The sequence below is a fragment of the Streptomyces sp. NPDC037083 genome (assembly GCF_055606485.1).
On the sequence record NZ_JBVJSQ010000010.1, the window covers coordinates 146,672 to 168,487 of the forward strand.

At 73.6% G+C, this 21,816-nt stretch carries 18 protein-coding genes; 8 read left to right on the plus strand and 10 right to left on the minus strand.

The genetic code is table 11. The features are described from left to right. Positions 1 to 42 precede the first annotated feature (42 nt). The 10 genes from ACZ7DE_RS26030 to ACZ7DE_RS26075 all read right to left on the minus strand — a co-directional run bounded on the left by ACZ7DE_RS26030 (position 43) and on the right by ACZ7DE_RS26075 (position 11,243). On the minus strand, positions 43 to 1,761 hold the full coding sequence (locus ACZ7DE_RS26030; RefSeq protein WP_470765159.1) for a 3-hydroxyacyl-CoA dehydrogenase family protein: 1,719 nt from the start codon (positions 1,759 to 1,761) through the stop codon (positions 43 to 45). Positions 1,762 to 1,847: 86 nt separating this feature from the next. Next, complete coding sequence (locus ACZ7DE_RS26035) at positions 1,848 to 2,813, minus strand: aldo/keto reductase (protein WP_470765160.1); 966 nt, start codon at positions 2,811 to 2,813, stop codon at positions 1,848 to 1,850. A gap of 59 nt (positions 2,814 to 2,872) precedes the next feature. After that, positions 2,873 to 4,117: a beta-ketoacyl-[acyl-carrier-protein] synthase family protein gene (locus ACZ7DE_RS26040; RefSeq protein WP_470765162.1), complete on the minus strand. Its 1,245-nt coding sequence runs from the start codon at positions 4,115 to 4,117 to the stop codon at positions 2,873 to 2,875. Further along, a complete protein-coding gene (locus ACZ7DE_RS26045) occupies positions 4,114 to 4,377 on the minus strand; it encodes an acyl carrier protein (protein ID WP_470765164.1) in 264 nt (87 codons plus the stop codon). The genes ACZ7DE_RS26040 and ACZ7DE_RS26045 overlap by 4 nt, the downstream gene beginning before the upstream one ends. A 101-nt stretch (positions 4,378 to 4,478) precedes the next feature. Then, a complete protein-coding gene (locus ACZ7DE_RS26050) occupies positions 4,479 to 5,498 on the minus strand; it encodes a beta-ketoacyl-ACP synthase III (RefSeq protein WP_470765167.1) in 1,020 nt (339 codons plus the stop codon). Beyond that, positions 5,495 to 7,192 carry an FAD-dependent monooxygenase gene (locus ACZ7DE_RS26055; protein WP_470765169.1) on the minus strand — a complete coding sequence of 566 codons (1,698 nt, stop codon included), beginning with the start codon at positions 7,190 to 7,192 and terminating at the stop codon, positions 5,495 to 5,497. Before ACZ7DE_RS26055 ends, ACZ7DE_RS26050 begins: the two co-directional genes overlap by 4 nt. Before the next feature lie 67 nt (positions 7,193 to 7,259). Next, entirely contained in the window at positions 7,260 to 8,300 is a 1,041-nt protein-coding gene (locus ACZ7DE_RS26060) for a beta-ketoacyl-[acyl-carrier-protein] synthase family protein (RefSeq protein WP_470765171.1), read from the minus strand. Then, complete coding sequence (locus ACZ7DE_RS26065) at positions 8,297 to 9,346, minus strand: AfsA-related hotdog domain-containing protein (protein ID WP_470765173.1); 1,050 nt, start codon at positions 9,344 to 9,346, stop codon at positions 8,297 to 8,299. The genes ACZ7DE_RS26060 and ACZ7DE_RS26065 overlap by 4 nt, the downstream gene beginning before the upstream one ends. A gap of 128 nt (positions 9,347 to 9,474) precedes the next feature. Continuing rightward, entirely contained in the window at positions 9,475 to 9,702 is a 228-nt protein-coding gene (locus tag ACZ7DE_RS26070; protein WP_470765175.1) for an acyl-CoA carboxylase subunit epsilon, read from the minus strand. Further along, positions 9,699 to 11,243 carry an acyl-CoA carboxylase subunit beta gene (locus tag ACZ7DE_RS26075; RefSeq protein WP_470765521.1) on the minus strand — a complete coding sequence of 515 codons (1,545 nt, stop codon included), beginning with the start codon at positions 11,241 to 11,243 and terminating at the stop codon, positions 9,699 to 9,701. Before ACZ7DE_RS26075 ends, ACZ7DE_RS26070 begins: the two co-directional genes overlap by 4 nt. Positions 11,244 to 11,542: 299 nt before the next feature. Between ACZ7DE_RS26075 and ACZ7DE_RS26080 the strand changes: the two genes are divergently transcribed. The 8 genes from ACZ7DE_RS26080 (at position 11,543) to ACZ7DE_RS26115 (ending at position 21,612) form a co-directional block, all read left to right on the plus strand. Next, positions 11,543 to 12,496 (plus strand): ACP S-malonyltransferase, encoded by a 954-nt coding sequence (locus tag ACZ7DE_RS26080; RefSeq protein ID WP_470765177.1) that lies wholly within the window; start codon positions 11,543 to 11,545, stop codon positions 12,494 to 12,496. Between the two features lie 28 nt (positions 12,497 to 12,524). Next, complete coding sequence (locus tag ACZ7DE_RS26085; protein ID WP_470765179.1) at positions 12,525 to 15,395, plus strand: AMP-binding protein; 2,871 nt, start codon at positions 12,525 to 12,527, stop codon at positions 15,393 to 15,395. Continuing rightward, positions 15,389 to 16,339 carry an NAD-dependent epimerase/dehydratase family protein gene (locus ACZ7DE_RS26090; RefSeq protein WP_470765181.1) on the plus strand — a complete coding sequence of 317 codons (951 nt, stop codon included), beginning with the start codon at positions 15,389 to 15,391 and terminating at the stop codon, positions 16,337 to 16,339. Before ACZ7DE_RS26085 ends, ACZ7DE_RS26090 begins: the two co-directional genes overlap by 7 nt. Further along, positions 16,329 to 17,354 (plus strand): methyltransferase, encoded by a 1,026-nt coding sequence (locus ACZ7DE_RS26095; protein WP_470765183.1) that lies wholly within the window; start codon positions 16,329 to 16,331, stop codon positions 17,352 to 17,354. The genes ACZ7DE_RS26090 and ACZ7DE_RS26095 overlap by 11 nt, the downstream gene beginning before the upstream one ends. Beyond that, complete coding sequence (locus tag ACZ7DE_RS26100; RefSeq protein ID WP_470765185.1) at positions 17,351 to 18,787, plus strand: FAD-dependent monooxygenase; 1,437 nt, start codon at positions 17,351 to 17,353, stop codon at positions 18,785 to 18,787. The genes ACZ7DE_RS26095 and ACZ7DE_RS26100 overlap by 4 nt, the downstream gene beginning before the upstream one ends. 24 nt (positions 18,788 to 18,811) lie before the next feature. Further along, positions 18,812 to 19,228 carry a ribosomal maturation YjgA family protein gene (locus ACZ7DE_RS26105; RefSeq protein WP_470765187.1) on the plus strand — a complete coding sequence of 139 codons (417 nt, stop codon included), beginning with the start codon at positions 18,812 to 18,814 and terminating at the stop codon, positions 19,226 to 19,228. 63 nt (positions 19,229 to 19,291) lie between these two features. Continuing rightward, the gene (locus ACZ7DE_RS26110; protein ID WP_470765189.1) at positions 19,292 to 20,629 is read left to right on the plus strand and encodes an acyl-CoA dehydrogenase family protein; all 1,338 of its coding nucleotides are present in this window, start codon (positions 19,292 to 19,294) and stop codon (positions 20,627 to 20,629) included. Next, a complete protein-coding gene (locus ACZ7DE_RS26115; protein WP_470765191.1) occupies positions 20,626 to 21,612 on the plus strand; it encodes an NADPH-dependent FMN reductase in 987 nt (328 codons plus the stop codon). The genes ACZ7DE_RS26110 and ACZ7DE_RS26115 overlap by 4 nt, the downstream gene beginning before the upstream one ends. The last annotated feature ends 204 nt before the right edge of the window (positions 21,613 to 21,816 follow it).

The window sequence follows — 21,816 nt, forward strand, 5'->3', positions numbered from 1 at the left end:
GCCGGGCGGCCGCCCCGCGCCGGGGGCCGCCGCCCGGCGGGATCAGACGGACGCGGGGACCGGTGCGGTGGCGCGGGAGGCCAGATAGGTACGGGCGCCCTTGCCGGGCGTCTTGCGGCCCAGGTGCCCCGCGGCCACCAACTGCTTGAGCAGCGGGGCCGATTCCGGCGCGCGGCAGCGCGGGTCGGCATGCAGACGGCGCTGCACCTCCAGGGCCACATCGGCGCCGACCGTGTCGAGCAGCCGGACCGGACCGAGCGGCTGGCCGCCCACGCCGCGCGCGGTCGCGTCCAGCGCGGCGGTCGTCGTCTCGCCCGCGTCCAGCAGCGCGAGGGCCTGGTTCAGGTACGGGAAGAGCAGCGCGTTGACGATGAAACCGGCCCGGTCGCCGCACTGCACGGTCTGCTTGCCGAGCTGTTCGGCCACCGCGCGGGCCCGGGCCAGGTTGTGCCTGCTGGTGCCCTCCGTCGGGACCAGCTCCACCAGGCGCATCACCGCGGCCGGGTTGAAGAAGTGCAGGCCCAGCACGTCCGCGGGCCGTCCCGCGGGCTCCGTGCAGGCGGCGACCGGCAGGCTGGAGGTGGACGTGGCCAGCAGGGTGCGCGGCGCGCAGACCGCGCCCAGCTCGGCGAACAGCCGCCGCTTGACCTCCAGGTCCTCCACCACGGCCTCGACGACGAGGTCCACCGCGCCCAGCACCGATCGGTCGGCGGTCGCCGTGAAGCCGCTCTCCCGTCCCTCGTCGTCCGCGCCCGTGCGGCGCAGCGCGAACTCCACGCGCTCCGCGGCCGCTTGGGCCTTCTCCTCGGTCCGGGCGAGCAGGGTGGTGTCGAAGCCGCCGCGCACGAACGACTCCGCGATGCCGGTGGCCATGGTCCCCGAGCCCACGACCACCACCCGGCGTCCGGGCGGGGCGGTCGGCTCCGCCGGGCGGCGTGGTCCCTCGTCCCGGTCGTGGCGGTGGAAGCCGCGGCCCGTCTTGCGGCCGAGCGCGCCCCGGGCGATCAGTTCGTCGAGGACGGGCGCCGGCGCCGCGTGCCCGTCGGCCGTCTCGGCGAGGCGGGAGAGCAGGTCGCGTGCCGTGTCCAGGCCGATCGCGTCCAGCACGGCAAGCGGACCCTCCCGCCAGCCGCAGCCGAGCCGCATCGCCGTGTCGACGTCCTCGGCGGTCGCGTACCCGTCGTGGACCATCCACGCGGCCCGGTTCAGCAGGCCGAGCAGCAGACCGGGGGCGAGCGAGCCGGGCCGGTCGACGACCTGGTGGGCGGTGATCCCGGCCGCCGTCAGGATCCGGTCCACACGCTCCGCCGCGTCGTCCCCGGCGCCGGGAGCGCGGGCCACCTCCACGGCGTCCAGGCCGTCCGCGCGCAGGAAGCGCAGGGCGAACAGGTCCGGTCCCGCGGCCTCGCCGAGTTCGGCGAGGGTCGTGGTCAACGCCGTGGTGAGCACCGGGGTGCCGGGCCGGAGGTGCCGGCGCACCTTGGCGAGCACCAGCCGCTTCAGCGCCGCCGGCTCCGGTACGGCCTCGACGACCAGGTCGGCCGCGGCGACCCCGGCCGGGAAGCGGGTCACCGTGCGGGGGCGCTCGGACGGGCTCAGGTCCTGCACGCGGACCAGGGCCGCCGGGTCGTCGTCGACGCCGACGACGGTGAGCCCCGCGCCGGCCAGTCGGCGCGCCAGGGCCAGTCCGGTGCCGCCCAGACCGACGACGGCCACGGTGTAGGAGGACGGCACGGAGGCGCCGTCCGGCTGATCGGGCATGGTGTGCTCCTGATTGTCGAGGGCCGGCGAGGGCTGTCGAGGGCTGGTGAAAGCTGTCGGGGCGTTGACGAGGGGCAGGCGTGCGGTCAGTAGCGGCTGCCGGTGGGGGCGGGGGCGGTGTCCAGGTCCCGCAGGTCCTGTGCGGTCAGCCGCAGGGCTGCCGCGGTCAGGTTGTCCGTCAGGTAGCGGGGCTGCTTGGTGCCGGGGATGGGGATGACGTGGTCGCCCTGGGCGAGGGTCCAGGCCAGGGCGACCTGGGCGGCGGTGGCGCCGTGCCGGGCGGCGACCTGCTCCACCGCGCGCGTGATGCGCAGGTTGGCGGTGAACGCCGCGCCCGTGAAACGGGGGTTGGTGGCCCGGAAGTCGCCGGCCTCGAAATCGTCGGGCCGGGAGTAGCGGCCGGTGAGGAAACCCCGGCCCAGCGGCGCGAACGGCACGAAGGCGGCGCCGTGCGCGGCGCACCAGCCGGAGATCCCGGTCCCGGGGTCGAGCGGTTCCCTCGTCCACAGGGACAGTTCGGACTGCACCGCCGCCACCGGATGGACGCGGTGAGCCGTGTCGGCCTGCTCCCGGGTCACCTCCGACAGCCCGAGGTGGCGCACCTTGCCCGCGCGGACCAGCTCGGACAGCGCGCCCCAGGACTCCTCCAGCGGTACGGCGGGGTCGACGCGGTGCAGGTAGTACAGGTCGATGACGTCGAGGCCGAGCCGCTTCAGGGAGGCGTCGGCCGAGCGACGGATGTGCTCGGGGGAACCGTCGCGGCTCAGGGCGCGGGTGGCGAGGTCGTCCACGACGATGCCGGTCTTGGTCGCGACCACGGCGTCGCCACGGCGTCCGGCGAGGGCGCGGCCGACGAGGGTCTCGTTGTGGCCCTCGCCGTACGCGTCGGCCGTGTCCAGCAGGACCGGCCCGGCGTCCATGGCCTGCCGGATCACCGCGACCGAGACGGCGTCCTCGCGCTGGGACTCGGCATAGCCCCAGCTCATTCCCATGCATCCGAGGCCGACGGGGTGGACGTCGAGTCCGGTCGGGCCGAGGCTGCGCGTGGTCACGTGCACTTCCTTTCTGTCGAGGGGGACCGGGGGCCGGGGTGCTCGCACCCCGGCCCCCGTCACGCGGCGGCGGTGAGGACCAGGGCGGCGTTGTGCCCCCCGAACCCGAGGGAGGTGCTCGCGGCGACGTTCATCCGCCGGTGTCGCGCCGAGCCGGTGACGACGTCGATGTCGACGTCGATCGCCGGGTCCAGCGACTCCACGTTGGCGGTGGGCGGTACGGCGCCGTGGTACAGCGCCAGCGCGGTGTACGCCGCCTCGACGGCGCCCGCCGCGGCGAGGGTGTGGCCGGTGACGCCCTTGGTGGAGGTGACCGCCGCACGGTCGCCGAGCACCGAGTGCAGGGCACGGGCCTCCGTGAGGTCGTTCATCGGGGTGGAGGTGCCGTGCGCGTTGACGTGCTCCACTTCGTCGGGGAGCACTCCGGCGTCGTCCAGCGCGGCCCGCAGCGCCCGTGCAAGGCCCTCGCCGCGCGGATGCGGGGCGGTGGCGTGGTGCGCGTCGGAGGTGGCGCTGAAGCCGGCGATGTCCGCATAGCGCCGGGCCTTGCGGGCGGTGGCGTCCTCGCACCGTTCCAGCACGAGGATCGCCGCGCCCTCGCCGGCGACGAAGCCGTCGCGGTCCGCCGCGAACGGGCGGGACGCCGCGGTCGGTTCGTCGGTACGGCCGGACAACGCGCCCATCCGGGACAGCCCGTTGAGCGTGCCGGGGCTGATCGCCGACTCGGTGCCGCCGGCCAGGACCACGTCGCACAGGCCGGACAACAGCCATTCGCGGGCCGTGCCGATCGCGGACGCCCCCGACGCGCACGCGGTCGCGGTGACCAGACTCGGACCGTGGATGCGCAAATCCATGGCGACGTATCCGGCGACCATGTTGACCATGCTCATGGGGATCATCAGCGCCGACACGTCCTCCGGGGTGCCCTCGGAGTAGGTGCGCAGCTGCTTCTCCAGGGTGGCCGCGCCGCCCAGCGAGTTGCCGATCACCACGCCGACCCGGGTGCAGTCCCAGGACCCGGTGTCCAGGCCGGAGTCGGCGACCGCCTGCCGGGCGCCGACCACGGCGAGCTGGGTGAAGCGGTCCAGCTTCCATGCGGTGCGCCGGCCCAGCTCGGCCGTGGGGTCGAAGCCGGGGACCCGGCAGGAGATGTCGACCTTCTCGCCCTTCAGCTCGGGGTCGGTGGCCGCGGCGGAGACACCGGACAGCACGCGCCGCCAGTTCTCCTCCACGCCGATCCCGGCCGGCGTGACCAGGCCCATGCCGGTGACCGCGACTCCGCGGCCCCGGGCCACGCCGCTCATGCCTGATCCGCCTTCGCACGGATCACGGTGACGGCCTCGTCCAGGGTGAAGGCGGACTTCAGCTCGCCCTCCTGCAGGACGATGCCCATCTCCTTGCGCAGGATCAGGCTCAGCTCCACGAGGATCAGGGAGTCGATCTCCAGCTCGTCGAAGGTGGCGCCGGACAGCAGCTCGGCCTCGTCGAGGCCGAACTTCTCGCTGATCAGGGCGGAGACGCGGTGCTTGAGGGACTTCTGGGCCTGGATGACGGGAGTGCTCATGGTGTTTTCCTCTCGTTGTTCGGTTCGCGTTGATCGCGTTGATCGCGTTGTTCGTGCCGCGGTGCCGCGGTGTCGCGGTGGTCGCGTCGTTCTCGGTGAGGTCAGTCGGTTTCCAGGGCCGGCCAGACCAGTGCGGCCGAGCCCCAGGTGAGGCCGCCGCCGAAGCCGGTGAGGAGCACGCGGTGGCCGGGCTGCAGACTGCCGTCGGCGGCGGCGTCGCGCAGGGCGAGCGGGATCGAGGCGGCCACGGTGTTGCCGACCCGGTCCAGGTTGGCCACGATCTGCTTCTCCTCCAGGCCGAGTTGCTCGCCCACGGCGTTGAGAATGCGGATGTTGGCCTGGTGCGCCACGACCTTGTCGACTTCGGTGGGGGTCCAGCCGATCCGGTCGAGGAGCGTCTGCGAGGAACGGCTCATGTCCAGCACGGCCCGGGTGAACACGGGGCGGCCGTCCATGGTGAAGAAGTGGTCCCCGGCGCCCGGGGGTTCGGGCGTGGAGCGCTGGCGCGAGCCTCCGGCGCGCACGGTGATCAGGTCGGCGCCCGAGCCGTCGCTGCCCAGGTCGAAGCCGAGCAGCGCGCCCGGCTCGTCCGCCTCGCCCGCCCGCAGGACCACCGCGCCGGCTCCGTCGCCGAAGATGGCCCGGGTGGTGCGGTCGGCCGGATCGAGGATGGTGGAGAAGACGTCCGCGCCGATCACCAGGGCCCGTTCCGCGACCCCCGCGGTGATCATGGAGGACGCGGCGGCCAGCGCGTACACGAACCCGGTGCACACGGCGGCCACGTCGAAGGCGGGCACCGTGCCCAGCCCGAGCCGGTGGGCGACGTCCGGCGCGGTGGCCGGGCACGGCCGGTCCGGCGTGCTGGTGGCCAGCACCACCAGGTCCACCCCGGCCGCGGCGTCCCCGCCGGTCCGGCGGGCCGAGCCGAGGGCGTCCAGCCCGGCCGCCACCGCGAGGTCGGAGGTGGCCTCGCCCGGGGCGACGACATGACGCCGGCCGATCCCGGTACGGGTGCGGATCCACCGGTCGGAGGTGTCGAGCTGCTCCGCCAGCTCCTCGTTGGAGACGGCCCTCTCGGGCAGCGCACCGCCCAGGCCGCACAGGACCGCGACGCGGCTCATGACGCCAGCTCCCCGGTCTCCTGACCTGCCGTACGGGCGGCGGGCACCGCCAGCGCCGTCAGTGGGGCCGCCGGGGCGTCCACGACCGCCGGGGTCCTCGGCGCGAAGGCGCCGCCCGCCCGGAAGCTGCTGCGCGCCCTGCGCAGCGCGGTCCGGACGGCCGCCGGCTCGGGGGCGACGATCGCCGCGACATGGCCGTCGGGGCGGAGCACGAGAGCCCTCGGGGCGGTGCCGAGCAGGGCGGTGAAGCCCGGCCAGGCCGAGATGTCACGCACCGGCACGCCGTCGGGGGCGGCCGTCGACACGGACTCGCGGGCGGCCAGCCATGCGGCGTCCTGACGTTCGCCGGCCCACAGCAGCACCGTCAGCCGCGCCGGGTCGATCGAGGGCCAGCGTTCGGCGCCCGGCTGAGGGTCGTCGTGTGCGGCGAACACCGGCAGCCGGTCGCCGACGCGGATCCTGCGGGTCAGCCCCGGCAGCGTGTCGCGCAGGGACTCGGCCGGCCGGTAGCTGACGTCGTGCTGCGCCATCAGCGGGCCGCCGAACCGCTGCAGCACCCCGGTCCGGTGGGCCAGCCGTACGGTGGCGTCGCGCAGGGCGAGCTCGTGGCGCCGCTTGAACAGCCCCCAGCTGGTCTGCTTGGCGGTGGTCAGCACGATGCGCTCCGCGGCCAGACGCCGGTCGCTGTCGTAGGTGTCGAGGATGCCCGGTTCGAAGGCGCCCCTGACCACGCCGGCCAGCTTCCAGGCGAGGTTGACGGCGTCCTGGATGCCGGTGTTCATGCCCTGCGCGCCGGCCGCGCTGAACACGTGGGCGGCGTCGCCCGCGAGGAAGACCCGGCCCGCGCGCATGGTCTCGGCCACCCGGCGCCGGGCGCGGAAGATCGTCGACCAGTCGAGCTCGCCGACGACGCCGGGCCGCGGGGAACGCTCGTCGACGAACCGCTGGAACAGCTCCGGCGGCGGCCCCTGCTCCTCGCGCCAGTCCGGCACGCTGATGGCGAGCCGGTAGCGGCCGCCGCCGAAGGGCGCGATGCCCAGGGCGCCGGAGCGGGAGTAGCAGTACACGAGGGCGTGCTGGTCCAGGTCACCGGCCACGGGGCCGTCGCCGATCGCGAACAGCACGTCGTTGCCGGCGCCCAGCAGCTCGATGCCGGCGAAGCGGCGTACCGCGCTGTGCGCGCCGTCCGCGCCGATCACGTACTCCGCCTCGACCAGTTCGGCGCTCCCGTCGAGCCGCCGTACTTCCGCGACCGGCCGGGGCCCCGAGGTGTCGAGCCCGGTGAGGGAGCCGAACTCGATCTCGCCGCCGTAGGCGGCCAGCCGGGTGCGGATCACCTCCTCGGTGGTGTCCTGCGGGACGACCACGCCGAAGGGGTACGGGGTGTCGGTGAGCCGGCTCATCTCGATGGCGCCGAGGTGCCGCTTGTCGGAGTAGTACTGCACCGAGTCCAGCCGGTTGCCCAGCTCGACCAGAGGCTCGGAGGCGCCGATGCGGCCGAGGAGTTCCAGGCTGCGCGGCCAGACGACGCTGGCCCGGGAGTGCTGGACGGGGCCGGCGGCCGAGTGGTCGATCAGCCGGACCGCAACGCCCTGCGCGAGCAGTTCGGTGGCGAGTACCAGTCCCACGGGGCCGGCGCCCACGACGAGGACGGGACGCCGCTCACCGGGGTCCTCGCGCTGAGGGAACGCCATGACAGTCCTTTCATCGAAAGTCGGGTAAGCGAAGGAAACGAAGGGGGGTCGGGCGAGAGCGTGGAGCTCAGGTCCGCTGCACCACGACGGCGCTCCAGGTGAACCCGGCGCCCGCGCTCAGCACCGCGGCGTACCCGCCGCGTTCGAGTCGGTGCGGGCCGCTGTCGGCGGCCAGGGCGGTCAGGTTGGACAGCAGGTCGCCCGCGCCGAGGTGGCCGGTGTACTCGCCCAGGTCGGCCAGGGGCGCGTCCGTGACCTCGGCGACGGCGGGGCCGTACACGTCGCGTGCCGTGGCCCGGCCGAGCCGCGGCAGCAGCACGGCGCTCAGCCGCCGCCCGCCGGCCCCGATGCCCGCCTCGGTCAGCGCGGCGGCCAGGACGGCCGTGGTCTCCCGGCGCAGCCGGTCGAGGAAGCGCGGCCTGCCGTGCTCGGCGAGGAAGGCCTTCTTGGTCCGGCGGACGTCCACGGCCGCGCCGCGGGAGTGCGGCGCCGGGTGGAAGTCGCCGGTGTCGCGGTGGGCGCTCTCCAGTTCCGGCGCCGCCCGGGTGCTCAGGGCGCGCAGGGCGAGCGCGCCCTGCGGGGCGCCCGCGGGTCCGGCGCCGACGACGGCCGCGGTGGCGCCGTCGCCGTACCAGACGCCGTAGTCACCGCCCCACCGGTCGAAGCCCGGCGGTGCGAAACGGTCGGCGGTGGTCACCAGGACCGGGCCGTCGCCGGGCCGCGCGGCGAGCTGGTGCGCGGCGGTGCGCAGGGCCGCCGCCGCGCCGTTGCACATCTGCTGGACGCCGGTCGGGACCGCCTCCAGGGCGCCGGTCCCGGCGGCCACGTAGTGGGCGGGCGACCAGAAGTCGTGGCCCTGGTAGTACGTCCAGGCGTGCAGGACGGCGGTGAGGTCCCCGGCGGGGACACCGGCCCGGGACAGGGCGCGCCGGGCGGCGCGCACCGCCATCTGGGGGGCGGCCAGGTCGTGGGAGACGGGCAGCTGCCCGTAGCCCATGGCGTCCGCCTCCTCGCCGGTCACCCGGCCGGCGGCCAGCGCGTCCGCCGTCTTCTCGGCGGTGGCCGGCAGCCACTCGGCGGGCGCGACCCAGATGCCGTCGGGGGTCATGCGCACTCCTCGCCGTCCAGCAGCGGGACGCCCGTGGAGGCGGTGGTGGTGTGCATCTGGCCGGAGGCGATGACGTCGCCGTCCTGCTCGAAGTCGATGTGGAAGGTCCTGAGGTCCGGCAGCATCAGGCTGAGGTTGTCCTCGTGCGCGTACGGCTCGGTCTTGCGGATGTGCACCGTCGTGGGGGCGTCCAGCTCGGCGTACCGGGTGAAGGAGAAGTCGAAGCCGGCGACCGTGCTGCGGCTGACCGAGGCGCCCCACAGGTCGGACACGCCGAGCAGGCACAGCTGGCGGGCGGCCTCCATGAGCACCATGCCGGGCACGTGGTCCTGGCCGTGGTCGAACATGCTGCGGTTGTCCAGCGGGACGCGGACGCTCGCGGAGGCGTTGTCGCTGCCCACGGTGGCGGAGCTGAGGACCACGTTCGCCGGGTCGCTGCGGCCGACCAGGTGCGGGGCGACGTACGCGCTCTGGCGGGGCAGGTCCCGGAACGGCACCAGCGGGCGGCCCCGGCCCTGCAGGCGGACCGTGTCGTAGACCTCGGAGGGGATGTAGCCGACGTCCATGCGGACGAAGCCGAGGCAGCGCTGGGCGAGCTTCATGTCGATGCCGAAGGACAGCCGGCGCACGTCGCCGGGCGTACCGCGGCGGTTGGTCGTGCGCACCGAGATGCGCAGCTCGCCGGGCCGCTCCTGCTGGGGGAGGGTGAGCAGCCCCGGCAGCTCCATCGACCAGGACCGCAGCAGGAACTTGCTGCTGCGCGAGACCCCGGCGTACTCGTGGCCGCCGTAGGTCTCGGCCTGCCGGCAGCACTCCAGCAGCAGCATCGGGTCCGGGGCGCCGAGCCGTGAGGTGTGCTCGGTGTAGTAGGCGTGCAGCGGGGGCAGTTGGGCGGCGGCGAGATACTCCTCCTCGCCGGTCTTGCGGGCGTCGGTGAGAAACACCTCGGAAAGCGCCCAGCGGTGCAGCAGAGAACGGTCCACGGTGCGCATGAATTCGAGGTTCGCGGCACCCGGCAGGCAGGTCTTCTTTTCGGGAGAGGTCATTTTCTTCGTCCTCCTGATGCGGCGCGAGTCGGGGGCAATTCCCTTTCCTCTCGCGTGATTTCATTGTCGAGGGGGGTGGCAAAGCGCTCACTAAAAGCGAACTCAAAACGGCGGGTCCGGGAAGCCGTCTAGCCGACCCAGGCGAGCGGGCCGCGGTAGCCGTTGCCGGCCCGGTCCCAGTTCGCGCGGGATGCGCAGGGCCCGGCGGCGTCGTCGGCGGCCGCGGTCTCGGCGCGCGCCCGCAGCACGGTCAACACGCAGGCCAGCGCCGCCAGTTCGTCCGGGTCGGGGTTGCCGCGCACCACGCGGAAGGCGGCCTCGCGCAGGACGTCGGCCGGGGTCGGCGCGGCGCTCACAGCGGAGTGATCCCGTGCTTGCGCTGCGGCAGCGCCCGGTGCTTGGTCCGCAGCATGGCCAGCGAGCGGGCCAGCAGCGCCCGGGTCTCGCCCGGTTCGACGACGTCGTCGACGAGGCCGCGTTCGGCCGCGTAGTACGGGTGCATCAGCTCCGCCCGGTACTCCTCGACCATCCGTGCGCGCATCGCCGCGGGGTCGTCGGCGTCGGCGATCTGCCGGCGGAAGATGACGTTGGCGGCGCCCTCGGCGCCCATCACCGCCACCTCGTTGGTGGGCCAGGCGAAGGACAGGTCCGCGCCGACCGAGCGGGAGTCCATGACGATGTAGGCGCCGCCGTACGCCTTGCGCAGGATCAACTGGATGCGGGGGACGGTGGCGTTGCAGTACGCGTACAGCAGCTTCGCGCCGTGCCGGATGATCCCGTTGTGCTCCTGGTCCACGCCGGGCAGGAAGCCGGGCACGTCCAGCATGGTGACCAGCGGTATGTTGAAGGCGTCGCACAGGGAGACGAACCGCGCGGCCTTCTCGCTGGCCCTGATGTCCAGCACCCCGGCGCTGGCGATGGGCTGGTTGGCGACGATGCCCACCACGTGCCCGTCGATCCGGGCCAGCGCGCACACGACGTTGGCCGCCCAGGTGGGGTGCGTCTCGAAGTACTCGCCGTGGTCGACGATCTCCTCGATGACCTCCCGCACGTCGTAGCCGCGCGAGGGGTCGGCCGGGACGAGGTCGGCGAGCCGGTCGGTGCGCCGGTCCGCCGGATCGTCGCAGGGCAGCACGGGCGGCGCCTGCCGGTTGTTGGAGGGCAGGTACGACAGCAGATAGCGCACGTCCTCCAGACAGGTCGCCTCGTCGTCGTACGCGAACGCGGCCACCCCGGACACCGACGCGTGGACGTCGGCGCCGCCCAGCTCGTCCATGCTCACCTGTTCGCCGGTCACCGCCCGCACGACGTCAGGGCCGGTGATGAACATCTGGGACACGCCCCGGACCATGAACGTGAAGTCGGTCAGCGCCGGCGAGTAGGCCGCGCCTCCCGCGCACGGGCCGAGGATCACGCTGATCTGCGGGATGACGCCCGAGGCGAGCGCGTTGCGGCTGAAGATGCCGCCGTACCCGGCGAGCGCGGTCACCCCTTCCTGGATGCGGGCGCCCGCGCCGTCGCAGAGGCTGACCAGCGGGGCGCCGGACGCCTCCGCGAGGTCCATCAGCTTGTGGATCTTCGCCGCGTGGGACTCGCCGAGCGCGCCGCCGAAGATGCGGAAGTCGTGCGCGTAGACGAAGACCTGGCGGCCGTCGACGGTGCCCCAGCCGGTGACGACGCCGTCGGTGTGCGGTTTGCGGCGCTCCAGGCCGAAGCCGGTGGCGCGGTGCCGGCACAGCGGCTCCAGTTCGGTGAACGACCCCTCGTCCAGCAGGAGTTCGATGCGCTCGCGGGCGGTGAGCTTGCCTCGGGCGTGCTGCGCCTCGGTCGCCCGCTGTCCCGGACCCGCGTGCACCTCCGCGCGCAGCCGCCGCAGCTCCTCCACGCGTACGTGCATGCTGTCGGGACGCTCCGGTTCCGACGCGGCAGGCGGCACCGGGCTTTCCGCCACGGGTTTTTCGACCACGGTGGTCATGCCTTGTCCTCCCATCCGGACGCCCTCAGGACCGAGGCCGCCCGCAAGAAGGGTTCGGGGTCACGGACAATGCCTGACTCAAGCCGTGAAACAGCCGCCGCATTCTTTTCCGTGCCTTGAGCGAATGACGGACCGGGGCGTGAGGGAAACGCGGTCCGGGACTTGAGCGGCGCCCTCGGACGATGGTGTGGACCGTCGTCGGAATCTCGAGAGGGCAGATCATGGTCGCGCACGTTCACGGATCCACCGCCGAGCCGCGGTACGCCGTCCTGTTCCCCGGCCAGGGGGTCCAGCGTCCCGGCATGGGCGAGCCATGGCGGACCACGCCGTCCTGGGAACTGGTCGACTCCGTCTCCCGGGCCTCCGGCTACGACGTCTCCGAGCTGCTGCTGACGGCGGACCAGGAGACCCTGTCCCGCACCGACCACGCCCAGATCTCGGTGTTCACCGCGTCCCTGCTGGCCTGGTCGGAGTTCCACCGGCAGGATCCCTCCGCGCAGGTGGTGGCCGTCGCCGGGCACAGCCTCGGGGAGTACTCGGCGCTGGTCGCCGCCGGGGTGCTGTCGCTGACCGACGGTGCCTGGCTGGTGGGCGAGCGGGGCCGGGCCATGGCCGAGGCGGCCCGGCAGCGGCCCGGAGCGATGGCCGCCGTGATGGGCGGCGACCCGGAGCAGGTGACGGCCCTGGTGGAGGCGGCGCGCCGGGACGGCGACGAGCTGTGGGTGGCCAACCACAACAGCCCGCAGCAGACGGTGATCGCGGGCAGCCGCCCGGCCGTGGAGGCCACCGCCGCCCGTGCGGCCGGGGCCGGCCTGCGCTACAGCGTCCTGCCGGTCACCGCCGCCTGCCACAGCCCCTACATGGAGCCCGCCGGCGCGGCGCTGCGCCGGGCCCTGGAGCTGACGCACTTCGCGGCCGGGACGGTCCCCGTGGTGGCCAACGTCGACGCCCGGGCCCACGACGGCGGCGACCACTGGCGTGAGCTGTGCGCCCGCCAGCTGGTCAGCCCGGTCCGCTGGGCGGACACCCTGCACGTCCTGCACGAGGAGCTGGACTCCACCGCGTTCCAGGACATCGGTCCCGGCGCCACCCTCGCCGGCCTGGCCAGGCGCACCCTGCCGGACGTCCCGTCCCATCGCTTCAAGGTCCCGGCGCAGGTCCCGCAGACGGCCTGAACCGTCGTCGACGTCAGAGGAAGAGATGATGACAACGATCCAGGAGACACCCGTCGACCGAACGGACGAGGCCAGTGCCGGGACCGGGACCGGGACCGGGACCGGGGCTGAGGCCGGGACTCGGGCCGGGGCCGGGGAAGTCGACGGTCTGGGCGGGCTGCTGGTGCGGGCGGCGGCGCGGTTCCCCCGGCACGGGGTGCGCTACCTCTCCGGCGAGCGGCCCCTCGGCCACACCTATCCGCAGCTCTTGCGGGAGGCGCTCGGCCTGCTCGGCTCCCTGCGCAGCAGGGGAGTTCGCCGGGACCGGGTCGTGGCCCTGCTGCTGGAACGGCCCGAGGACTTCGTTCCGGCCCTCTGGGCCTGTCTGCTCGGCGGCATCCCCGTCTGCCCGCTGGCCCCCGTCCGCAACGATCCGCAGCGCTGGACCGCACAGCTCAGCCACGTCGACACCCTCCTCGACGGCCCGCTGGTGGTCACCGACCGCCGGACACGCCAGGAGCTCCCCGCCGTCCCCGGGATGACGGTCACCACGATCGAGGACCTGGCCCCCGCCGCGGCCGGCACGGACGCGGACCCGTTCACGCCCGCCGCCCCCGCCGGGGACGACACCGCCCTGCTGGTGCTCACCTCGGGTTCCACCGGCGCCTCCAAGGCGGTCCGCCTCACACACGGGAACCTGCTGGCCTCCATGGCCGCGAAGGCCGAGACGCAGTCGCTCACCCCCGACGACGTGACGCTCAACTGGATCTCCTACGACCACGTCGCCGCACTGCTGGAGGCACACCTGCTTCCGCTGTCCGTGGGAGCCGTCCAGCTGCACGCGTCGCCGGAGTCGGTACTGGCCGACCCCACGCACTTCCTCGAGCTGATCGACGCCCACCGGGTGACGATGACGTTCACCCCCAACTTCCTGCTCGGGCTGATCAACAAGGCCCTCGACCAGCTGGCGCGCCCCCTGCCGCTGGACCTGTCGTGCGTGCGGCACATCGTGTCCGGCGGAGAGGCGAACCCGGTCGCCACGGGCGTCGGCTTCCTCGACCGGCTGGCCCCGTACGGACTGCGCCGCGGCGCCCTGTGGCCCGCGTTCGGGATGACCGAGACCTGCGCCGGCAGCATCTACAACCGGGACTTCCCCGACGCCGACCACGGCGCCGAGTTCGCGTCGGTCGGGCGGCCGGTCCCCGGGCTGCGGGTCAGGGTCGCCGTGCCGGACGGCGCCGCCCCGACCGCCGACGGGGAGATCGGCGAGGTGCAGCTCACCGGACCGATGATCACGGGCGGGTACTGGAACGACGAGGAGGCGACCGCCGCCGCGTTCACGGCGGACGGCTGGTTCCGCACCGGTGACCTCGGCCGGCTCGACGGGGAGCGCCTGACCCTCGTGGGGCGGAGCAAGGACAGCATCATCGTCAACGGCGTCAACTACCACAGCCACGACCTCGAGTCGGTGCTCGCCGACCTCGACGGCATCGAGAAGTCCTTCGTCGCCGCGTTCCCGACGCGCCCGCGCGACGGCGACACCGAGCAGCTCGCGGTCGCGTTCGCGGTCACCCCCGACGTGGCCGACGACGAGGCGGCGCTCCACCGGCTGACCGTCGCCGTCCGCAACAGCGTCGTACTGCACTGGGGGTTCCGTCCGGCACTGCTGCTGCCGCTCCCCAAGGAAGCCTTCCCGAAGACGAGTCTGGGCAAGATCGCGCGAGCGCTCATGCGGCGGCGGCTGGAGTCGGGGGAGTACGCCGTCCACCTGGACTCCGTCCGGGAGCTGGTGGCCCGTCGGCTCGGCGCTCACGTCGCCCCGTCCGGGGCGGTCGAGGAGGCGCTCGCGGAGCTGTACGGCCACCTCTTCGAGGCGGAACCGTCCACGATCAGTGCCACGTCCGGCTTCTTCGACCTCGGCGGGACGTCGCTGGACATCCTGCGCCTCAAGAGCCTCGTGTCCCAGCGCTTCCCCGGCACCGACCTGCCGGTCCTCGCCATCCTCACCGCGCCCAGCATCCGCGAACTGGCCGCACGCATCGAAGCGGAGGAGAGCGGCGCGCCCCGTCCCTACGACCCGGTCGTCCCGCTGCAGACCAGCGGGGACGGGACGCCGCTCTTCTGCGTCCACCCCGGGGTCGGCGAGGTGCTCGTCTTCGTGAACCTGGCCAAGTACTTCGTGCACGAGCGGCCCTTCTACGCCCTGCGGGCCCGCGGGTTCGACCCGGGGGAGAAGCCGTTCGAGAGCTTCGCGGAGATGGTGCGCGTCTACGCGGACGCGATCCGCTCCAGGCAGCCGCACGGCCCCTACGCGATCGCGGGGTACTCCTTCGGCGCGGCGGTGGCCTTCGAGGTGGCCAAGGTGCTGGAGGCGCAGGGCGAGCGGGTGGACTTCCTCGGCAGCTTCAACCTGCCCCCGCACATCAAGTACCGCATGGACGAACTCGACTTCGCCGAGACCGCGGTCAACCTGGCGATGTTCCTCGACCTGATCTCCCAGCAGCAGGCGAGGACGCTGCCCGCCGAGCTGCGCCCGCTGGGCAGGCAGGAGCAGCTCGCCCGGCTGCTCGCCGCCGCCGACCCGGATCGTCTTACCCGACTCGACCTCGATGCGGACCGGTTCGCCGCATGGGCGGACCTCGCCGACGGTCTGACCGGCCTCGGCCGGACCTACCGGCCCTCTGGCACGGTCGCGCGGATGAGCGTCTTCCACGCCGTCCCGCTGCGCGGCACCAAGCAGGACTGGCTGGACAACGAGCTGAGGCGCTGGGAGGACTTCACCCGTGAGACGCCCCGGTACCTCGAGGTGCCGGGCGAGCACTACACCCTCATGGGACCCCGCCACGTGGCCGTCTTCCAGTCGGTCCTGCGCGCGGAGCTCGACCGGGCGCTCGGGGACGGCGGGCCGTCCGCATGCTAGCCGGGAAGAAGATCCTGATCACCGGGGCGACCGGGCTGGTGGCGCGCACCGCGGCCGAGACGCTCGTCGAGCACAACGAGGTGTGGTGCCTGGGCCGTTTCTCGGACCCGGGGGCGGAGCGGCGGCTGAAGTACCGGGGCATACGGACCTGGCGGTGGGACATGGCCGGGGACCGGCTCGACGGCGTCCCGGACGACTTCACCCATGTGCTGCACGCGGCGGTCGAGCGCGGCGGCGGCGACCACGAGGAGGTGGTCGCGGTGAACTCCGTGGCCACCGGCAGACTGATGACGCACTGCCGCACCGCCGAGGCATTCCTGTTCGTCTCCAGCAGCGCCGTCTACGCGCCCCAGACGCCGGACCACCCGCACACCGAGGACGACCCCCTGGCAGCCGCGTCGGCATGGCTGCCGACCTACCCGGTCGGCAAGCTGGCCACCGAGGGCGCCGTGCGCGCGCTCGCCGTGACGCTCGGCCTGCCCACCACCATCGCCCGGCTCAACGTCGCCTACGGCCCGCACGGGCACGGCGGGCTCCCGGTCATCCTCTACCGGCAGATGCTCGCCGGCGAACCGATCGCCGTCCCCCGCACGGGGCAGCACTACTGCTCCCCGATCCACACCGACGACATCGCGCGGCACGTGCCACGCCTGTGGGCCGCGGCCCGGACCCCCGCGACCGTCGTGAACTGGGGAGGAGACGAGATCGTCGGCGTGCGCGACCTCATGGCACACGTCTCGGAACTCACCGGGGTGCCGGTCGGCTTCGCGCCGAGCGACGTCACCCGCGCCGTCGTCGCGTTCGACGGCGCCCGCCGCACACGCATCGCCGGCGCCTGTGGGACGTCCTGGCGCGACGGGGTCCGACAGGCCCTGGACGCGCACTTCCCCGGCGCCGTCGCCGCACGCCGCACCGACAGAGAGGTGTCCCGCCGTGACCAGTGAGACGTCCACCGAACCGCAGGTGCTGGAGCTGCTGGAACGCTCGCTGAGCGCCGGCTGCGCGGCCTCGCTGCGCGCGGCCGTGAAACTCGGCCTGGCCGACGTCCTCGGCGACACCCCGGCGCGGGCGGAGAGCCTCGCCGTGGCGGTCGACGCCGATCCCGACGCGCTGCGGCGGCTGCTGCGCTCGCTCACCGGCCACGGGGTCTTCGCCGAGGACGCCGAGGGCCGGTTCGTCCACACCGGGATCTCCCGGCTGCTGCGCGAGGACTCCCCGGACCGGCTCGACCAGCTGGTGCTGTGGATGACCGAACCGTGGACCTGGGAACTGTGGGGCCGCCTCGACGAGTCGGTGCGCACCGGGAAGGACGTGTTCGCCGACACGTACGGCGGAGAGTTCTTCGAGCACGTGCACACGGTCTGGCCGGAGTCCGCCGCGGTGTTCGACCGCGCGATGACCCAGGCCAGCAGGCAGTCCGCCGCTGCCGTCGCGCACGCCCTGCCGCTGTCCGGCGCCCGGACCGTCGCCGACATCGGCGGCGGGCAGGGCTTCCTGCTGGCCTCGCTGCTGGAGCGGCACCCCGGCGTACGGGGGATCCTGTTCGACCGGCCCGACGTGGTCGCGGGGGCCGACGCCCGACTGCGTGAGGGCGGTGAACTCGCGGGCCGGGTACGGCTGATGGCCGGCGACTGCCGCGAGGAGCTCCCGGCCGACGTCGACGTGTACGTCTTCAAGAACATCCTGGGGATGAACGACGAGGACGCCGCCGTCGTGCTCGGCAACGTCGTGCGGACGGCCCGCGCCGGAGCCAGGGTGGTCGTCGTGGAGAACCTCGTCGACGACGGGCCGGGGCAGAGGTTCAGCACCGCGATGGATCTGCGGATGCTGCTCACCGTCGGTGGGCGCAAGCACACCCGGCAGAGCCTGCTCACGCTGGTGGAGCGGGCGGGCCTCGTCGTCCGCGACGTACGGCCCGTCAACTCCTACCAGCACATGGTCGAAGCGACGACGCCGTGACCGGCGACGCCGACGTCCTGGTCGTGGGGGCCGGGCCCACCGGCCTGCTGCTGGCCGGGGACCTGGCCGCGGGCGGGGTGCGGGTCACCCTGCTGGAGCGGCGGGAGCACGCCGCCGACCCCGGCATGACCCGGGCCTTCGCGGTGCACGCCCGCACCCTGGAGGCGCTGGACGCGCGCGGCCTCGCCGACGAACTGGTCGCCCGTGGACGGACGGCGCCCGTCGTGGGCGTGTTCGGCAAGGTCGAACTGCACCTGCACCGGCTGCGCACCCGCTTCCCCTTCGTGCTGATCACTCCGCAGTACCACGTCGAGGAGCTGCTGGAACGGCGCGCGCTCGCCGCCGGGGCGCGGATCGTGCGGGGCGCCGAGGTCGTGGCGCTGAGGCAGCGGGCCGACGGCGTCGACGTGGAGACGGCGGACGGGACCACACGGCGGGCCTCGTACGTCGTCGGATGCGACGGTGTGCGCAGCGCCGTCCGCCGGCTGACCGGGATCGGCTTCCCCGGCCGCTCGGTGGTGCGGTCGGTGATGCTGGCCGACGTCCGGCTCACGGATGTGCCCGCCGACGCGGTGACCACCAACTCCAACGCGTACGGCTTCGCCTCCCTGGTCCCCTTCGGCGACGGCTGGTACCGGGCGATCGGCCGGATCGCCGGCGACGACCGCCCCGACGACGCACCGGTGTCGGCCGAGGAACTGGCCGGCCTGCTGCGCCGCGTCCTCGGCTCCGACCACGGCATGCACGACCCGCGCTGGATCTCGCGCTTCCACAGCGACGAGCGCCAGGCCGTCCGCTACCGCGCGGGCCGGGTGCTGCTGGCGGGCGACGCCGCGCACGTGCACTCGCCCGCGGGCGGCATGGGGATGAACACGGGGCTGCAGGACGCCGCCAACCTGGGCTGGAAACTGGCCGCGGTCGTGCGGGGCCGGGCCGGTGAGCCGCTGCTCGACTCCTACGAGAGGGAGCGCCACCCCGTCGGGAAGCAGGCGCTGCGGGTCTCGGGGGCGATCACCCGGGGCGTGCTGAACGCCCCCCGCAGCGGCCTTGCGCGACAAGTCCGGGAAGCCGTACTGCCGTTGGTCTCCTGGGCGAACTCGCTCACCGCCGTCGGAGAGCGCCTGCTCTCCGGCATCGGCATCGCCTACCCGGCCCCGCCCGGCAGCCACCGCCTCGTCGGCCGCCGGGCGCCCGACCTGCGGCTCGCGGGCGGGCGGCGGCTGTACGAGGTGCTGCGCGACGGCCGGTTCGTGCTGATCGCCCGAGGCCGCCCGGTGCCGGAGACGGACGGGCTGCGGGTCGCCGCCCCCGCCGGGCCCCTGCGCACCACCCTCCTGATCCGCCCGGACGGCCACATCGCCTGGGCCGCCGACACCCCGCACCCCGAACCCCTGCGCGCGGCACTGCGGCACTGGCCGACGACCCCACGGTGACCTGGACCGGGGCAGGATCACCCTGTGACCCGGATACGCGAAACCCACGGCGGCGCCGCCGACCCGGTACGGATCCGTCTGGCGGCGGCGGGGGCCGCGGCGGTCACCGTCGGCACGGGGCTGGGGCTCAGGGCGGTGGCGGCAGGGGACGTGGCCAAGTACGGCGGGGACGCGCTGTACACCGTCATGCTGCTCACTCTCGTCGTTCTGGTAGTGCCGAGGGTGACGCCCCTGAGGGCCGCCGCAATCGCGCTGGCCCTCAGTTGGACCGTCGAGTTCCTGCAGCTCAGCCAGGTGCCGGCGGAACTCTCCCGGCGCAGCACGATCGCCCGCCTCGTCCTCGGTTCCACCTTCAACCCCCCTGACCTGTTCTGGTACGCAGCCGGCGCGGCGCTCGGCTGGCTCGTCCACACAGCGGTGCGCGCGGTCCCCCCGCCTTGACACGCGTGCTGGACTGAACGGTACAGTTCAGTCCAGACCCTGTCCCGCTCGGTGAGGAGAGCCATGTCCCAGCCCACTGCCCGCGTGGAGCCGCCGCCCTCTGCCCCGGGGCCGATCACGGAGGTCGGGGCCGTCGAGTCGCCCTGGCTCACCGACGCCGGACGCGAACTGCGCGAGCGTGTCCGCGAGCTCGTGCCGCTGATCCGGGCGCAGGCGTCGGAGGCGGAGCGGATCGGCGCGCTGACGCCCGAGGTGCTGGCGGCGCTGGACGCGGCCGGTGTGTACCGGATGACGATGCCGGTGGAGTGGGGTGGCAGTGCGCTGGGCGCGCGGGATCTCGTCGAGGTCGTGGCGGCTTTGGGCGAGGCGGACGGTTCGGCGGCGTGGAGTGCTTTCGTCGGCGTGGGGCTGCGCAATTTCCTGGCTCTGCAGCCGCGGCTGGTTCAGGAGATCCGCAAGGACGTGGAGGGCTGGGTGGGTCCGGCGCTGGTGGGTGCGTCGGTGTTCGCGACGACGGTCGGCGATGCCCGCAAGGTGGAGGGGGGTTGGATGGTCGAGGGGCGGTGGGCGTTCGGCAGCGGTTGCCGGCATGCCCGCTGGGCGCTGGTCGGGGTCGCCTTCGATGCGGCGCGGGCCGGGGGTTCGGGGCGTGGGGTGGTGGTGCTGGAGCGTGAGCAGTTCGAGATCCTCGACGACTGGCACGTGATGGGGCTGTCCGCGACGTCCAGCAACAGCCTGCGGGTGACGGAGGAGATCTTCGTCCCCGACTACCGGTTTCTCGATCTGGCCGAGTTCCCGCCCCGGCTGGACCGGATCCGCGAGCACTACAGCGGGGTGGCGTTCCAGCAGAGCGGGCGGGCGCTGTTGATGACGGTGGCGCTCAGCAGTACCGCGATCACGCTGGGCATGGCGCGTGGGGCGTTGTCGTGTTTCGCCGAGCAGGCCGCCGTGCGCAGGCCGTTCACCCTGCCCTATCCCAGTGTCGCCGCCATGGCGTCGGCGCAGGTGGCGGCCGGGCGGGCGCAGGCGATGATCGTGCTGGCCGCCTCGACCATCGAACGCTTCGCGGACCAGGTGGACGCGCGTACCGAGGCCGGGCTGGAGTTCGGCGACGACGAGGAGTCGCAGATCAGTCTCGCGCTCGCGTATGCGGCGAACCTGTGTGAGGACGCCATCAACCTGCTGCAGAAGACGCTGGGTTCGTCGACGGTCGCGTTGTCCAATCCGATCCAGCGTTTCGTCCGCGACGCGCGGGTGGTCACCTCGCACGGCGCGATCCGCGTCGACCCCCTCGCCGAGCAGAACGGCAGGCGCCTGCTGGGACTCGAACCCTTCCCCATGGTCGGCGCCGCCGTGCCGCAACGTGGCACGACCGCCCCCGACAAGGAGCCCGCGCGATGAGCGACTTCACCATCGTGGACGCAATCGCCACGATCCACACCCCCGACCTCCAGCGCACCTGGATGGACCGGCCCGACTACATCGACGCGGTGGCGGCATCCCCCGACCCGGACACGGAGGCCGTCAAACGCCTCGTGATCGAGGTCGAGGCCGAGCCGGCGCGACTGGTCCGCGACCGCACCGTCGACCAGCAGGTCCGCCGACTGGAACATCCTCACCCTGTTCCGCGTCAAGAACGGCCGACTGGCAGAGCACTGGCGCGCGTACCCGAAGCGGGCGCCCGGAGAGGGGCCGATGTGAGCGGCACGGAAGACATCATGAAACTGCAGGTCGTCGCGGGCAGCACCCGGCCGGGCCGGCTGGCGCGGCCGGTCGCCGAGTGGGCGGTGGAGGCGGCCGGAAAGCACGGCGGCTTCGAGGTGGAACTGGTCGATCTCGTCGACTACGCCCTCCCGTTGCTCGACGAGCCAGGCCATCCCCGGACGGGCCGCTACGAGCACGAGCACACGCGGCGCTGGAGCGCGAAGATCAAGGAGGCGGACGCCTTCGTCTTCGTGACCCCGGAATACAACCACGGCCCCTCGGCCAGTCTGCTGAACGCCGTTGACTACCTCCACAACGAGTGGATGTACGCGCCGGTGGGCTTCGTCAGCTACGGCGGAATCGCGGGCGGCCTGCGTTCCGTCCAGGTGATGAAGCAGGTCGTCACGAGCGTCCGCATGATGCCCGTCCCCGAAGGGGTCGCCGTCCCCCTCGTCATGCAGCACCTCCGGGACGGGGTGTTCACCCCGCCTCCGCCGGTCGCCGGCTCCGTCGCGCCCATGCTCACGGAACTCGCCCGCTGGGCGAACGTCCTGCGCCCGCTGCGGACGGCCCCGCCGCCTCCCCCGCCGCCGATGCCCGGCTCCCCGGCGCCGAGGTCCGGCCAGGCTCCGGCTCCCGGCCTCCCGGCTCCGAACGCGCCGCAGGTCAGGACCTCCTGACCGAGTGAACGCCGCGTGGCCGACCCGCGGTGCACGGGGACGGTGCGGCGGGGCTCGAGGACGGTGCGGCGGGGCTCGGCGGATTGCGCGAAGGGCCCGCCGAGCCCACGCCCGCCACCGCCGCGCCCCCACGAAGAGACGGCGACGAGACCCGGCGCCCCGCCCCCCATCCCCTTCACCGCCACGCCACGCCACACGAAGATC

Excerpts from the sequence above, each read along its gene's own strand:
- ACZ7DE_RS26030 (WP_470765159.1), bottom strand. The coding sequence starts at position 1,761 with ATGCCCGATCAGCCGGACGGCGCCTCCGTGCCGTCCTCCTACACCGTG.
- ACZ7DE_RS26040 (WP_470765162.1), bottom strand. The coding sequence starts at position 4,117 with ATGAGCGGCGTGGCCCGGGGCCGCGGAGTCGCGGTCACCGGCATGGGC.
- ACZ7DE_RS26045 (WP_470765164.1), bottom strand. The coding sequence starts at position 4,377 with ATGAGCACTCCCGTCATCCAGGCCCAGAAGTCCCTCAAGCACCGCGTC.
- ACZ7DE_RS26050 (WP_470765167.1), bottom strand. The coding sequence starts at position 5,498 with ATGAGCCGCGTCGCGGTCCTGTGCGGCCTGGGCGGTGCGCTGCCCGAG.
- ACZ7DE_RS26055 (WP_470765169.1), bottom strand. The coding sequence starts at position 7,192 with ATGGCGTTCCCTCAGCGCGAGGACCCCGGTGAGCGGCGTCCCGTCCTC.
- ACZ7DE_RS26060 (WP_470765171.1), bottom strand. The coding sequence starts at position 8,300 with ATGACCCCCGACGGCATCTGGGTCGCGCCCGCCGAGTGGCTGCCGGCC.
- ACZ7DE_RS26065 (WP_470765173.1), bottom strand. The coding sequence starts at position 9,346 with ATGACCTCTCCCGAAAAGAAGACCTGCCTGCCGGGTGCCGCGAACCTC.
- ACZ7DE_RS26075 (WP_470765521.1), bottom strand. The coding sequence starts at position 11,243 with ATGCACGTACGCGTGGAGGAGCTGCGGCGGCTGCGCGCGGAGGTGCAC.
- ACZ7DE_RS26080 (WP_470765177.1), top strand. The coding sequence starts at position 11,543 with ATGGTCGCGCACGTTCACGGATCCACCGCCGAGCCGCGGTACGCCGTC.
- ACZ7DE_RS26085 (WP_470765179.1), top strand. The coding sequence starts at position 12,525 with ATGACAACGATCCAGGAGACACCCGTCGACCGAACGGACGAGGCCAGT.
- ACZ7DE_RS26090 (WP_470765181.1), top strand. The coding sequence starts at position 15,389 with ATGCTAGCCGGGAAGAAGATCCTGATCACCGGGGCGACCGGGCTGGTG.
- ACZ7DE_RS26110 (WP_470765189.1), top strand. The coding sequence starts at position 19,292 with ATGTCCCAGCCCACTGCCCGCGTGGAGCCGCCGCCCTCTGCCCCGGGG.
- ACZ7DE_RS26115 (WP_470765191.1), top strand. The coding sequence starts at position 20,626 with ATGAGCGACTTCACCATCGTGGACGCAATCGCCACGATCCACACCCCC.